This is a genomic window from Nonomuraea longicatena (assembly GCF_039525605.1).
Lineage (GTDB): Bacteria > Actinomycetota > Actinomycetes > Streptosporangiales > Streptosporangiaceae > Nonomuraea > Nonomuraea longicatena.
In genome coordinates this window covers 1-2,372 of record NZ_BAAAHQ010000085.1, presented here as the reverse complement: position 1 = coordinate 2,372, position 2,372 = coordinate 1, and the positions used below count along the sequence as shown (strand labels likewise).

The following is a 2,372-nucleotide window of genomic DNA, read 5'->3' as shown; positions in this document are numbered from 1 at the left end:
ACGATTCGGACTCGCCCATGGTCTGTTGGATCAGCTTGGGGCAGATCCCTTCGGCGACCAAGCTCCTGTGAAGCCGCTCCAAAGCGGCTTCTGCCTCCGGCGCTTGGTCGGGGGTTGCTGTGTTGTGTTCTCCCGCCATCCCTCGAAGATATGAAGCCTAATCAGAATGGCCTAGGACGTTTCCTGTCCTGTCAACAATTCATCCCTGATGCGATCTACGAAATCCCGCATCTCATCACCATGAAGGGCAACGCGAACAAAGCCCTCAAACTTGGTCACATACGCTGCCACATCGCGCGGATCGGTCGTAACGATCTCCGCATGCGGCGTTTCCACGGTAGCTAGCCGCTCATCGAAGATACAGAACGGAGTTCCCGGCAAGTCGGCCTGCGGAACCGACAGCGGCACGACCCCCACATGCACATTAGCTAGCCGGGAGATAGAGGAAATCCTATCAAGCTGCCCAGCCATCATCGCGGGTGCAAGGATACGCCAACGGAGAACCGACTCCGTGAGAAGAAAATTGAACGATCTCCCATTCTCATATAGCACAGCTTGGCGTTCTAGCCGTGCACCTACGGTGCGTGTGATCTCCTCTGGGGAGTAGTCGTGTCGAGCGACAACGGCTCTCACATATTCAGGCGTTTGGAGTAGACCAGGAATCGCCGAGCACTGGAAGAGTCGCAGAACTTCCGTCTGAGCTTCAACGGCTTTAATCTGCATCTGCTTCTTATGTGGCCCCATTCGCCGATACAGGCGCCATGCAGTCGCTTCGGTTGCGGCTATGCGGGCGGCCCGCATGAACCCCGCCTTAACCTCTTCGGAGACTTCAAGGGCAGTCAGTATGCGTTCCACGTCGGCGAGGGACGGCGCGCGATGGCCGTTTTCAATCTTGCTTAGCTTAGATGGCGACATGACGGCACTCCGGGCAACTGCCTTAGCGGGTAGGCCGCTAGCTTCACGCAGTTCCCGGAGTGCTGCCGACAAGTCTTCTCTGTTCAGCCGTGACGCTCCCAGAACGCGGCGAGCGACTCGGCGTGTTCAAGAGCCAAGTCCCGGTACCGGACATATTCGGCGGTTCGTGTCTCCGGCAGTACTTCAGCCCCGAGGTATGCGCCCTGGTCGTCGTAGTCCATGCGCACTACCTTCTGCTCATCGAACAGCCAGAAGTCGTGAGAAGGAAGGCCAGGAACGTTGCGCTGGGCGAGATCCAGAATATAGAACTCTTCTCCAGCTTTCGCATTGCGGTGGTAGCCCCATGCAAACTCGAACCGCAAGTAGTCTGTGAGTGGCGTGGTTACCACATGCGCTCGATACATGCGCTTTCCTGCTTGCACCGCGTTGCTTACAGTGACCGTCCACGGAGAGTTCTTAAACTGCTCGGGTTCCTCTTCTCCTGCGAGGAATGCGGGAAGCCCTATCTGCGTTCCTCCGCTGTCGTAGAAGTCGAGGGTTTCGAGACGGAACGCCTCTCGCTCGAAAGTCTCGAATAGTCTGCCGAACTCCTCAGGAGTGATCACGAGCAACCTTCCAGAACATCTCCTCGGGGATTTCGACAACCGTTTCGTGATCCGGAATGTTCAGCCCGTGGTCATCTAGGACCCTTGCGCCCTGGATTGCTATCGTTCCCCTGTCGGTACGGTATATAGCGGGGCAGGTGCCCTCATCGCATTTATCGTCGTCCAGCCGAGTAAGCTGCATGCGCGCCATGTCTGCCCTTTCTCGTGTTGTGCCATCTATGTTTCGGGGATCTTGAGCGAGCGTCAAGCTCTGAGAGTTGGCAGAACAGGAAATCCATCCTGGGCGGCGTGAGGTGTTCCGGCCGCCGCAGCAAGAAGCCCGCAGCTCGCGACCGATGCCGCGAGTTGCTGCCCCTCGATGGTTGGCGTGCCTGCCCAGAGAGCTTGAATGGCTACCGGGGATGACGTCAAGCGGTCAGAGCACTCATTGGGACCGACCCGTTTAAACGGCGCTGTCGGCTCCTTCCCGGTCTGGCCTGGTGCCGCCTTGCACAAAACGATCACTGCCGCCTACTGTCCCCCCATGCAGCCGCAGCAGTCCCAGGGGCCGTACCAGCATCCCCAGCATGGACAGCAGCCCTACGGGCCTGGCCCACTGCCTCCCCCGCACAGGCAGGCTGTCACGAAGCCAGCATGGACGAGCACGCGGCACTGCTATGTGAGGGCGCTATAGTCCCCGCCCATGAGCTACCCGCAACCCCCTCACGGGCCGTACGGCCCCCCACAGCCGCGTAAGAGCGTGACCAAGCATCGCGGTCTGTCTGCCAAGAGCCACGGGTTCCATCTCATGGCAACGATCTTCACCTGTGGCCTATGGGGCATCTTCGTGTGGTTCCCGCTCTGGGTATTCCG

At 59.1% G+C, this 2,372-nt stretch carries 2 protein-coding genes; both read right to left on the bottom strand.

The genetic code is table 11. The features are described 5' to 3' along the window. Positions 1 to 171 precede the first annotated feature (171 nt). Entirely contained in the window at positions 172 to 987 is an 816-nt protein-coding gene (locus tag ABD120_RS39325; protein ID WP_343955573.1) for a helix-turn-helix domain-containing protein, read from the bottom strand. A gap of 11 nt (positions 988 to 998) precedes the next feature. Continuing rightward, positions 999 to 1,520, bottom strand: coding sequence for a DUF6879 family protein (locus ABD120_RS39320; protein WP_343955571.1), 522 nt, complete (start codon positions 1,518 to 1,520; stop codon positions 999 to 1,001). Positions 1,521 to 2,372 lie beyond the last annotated feature (852 nt).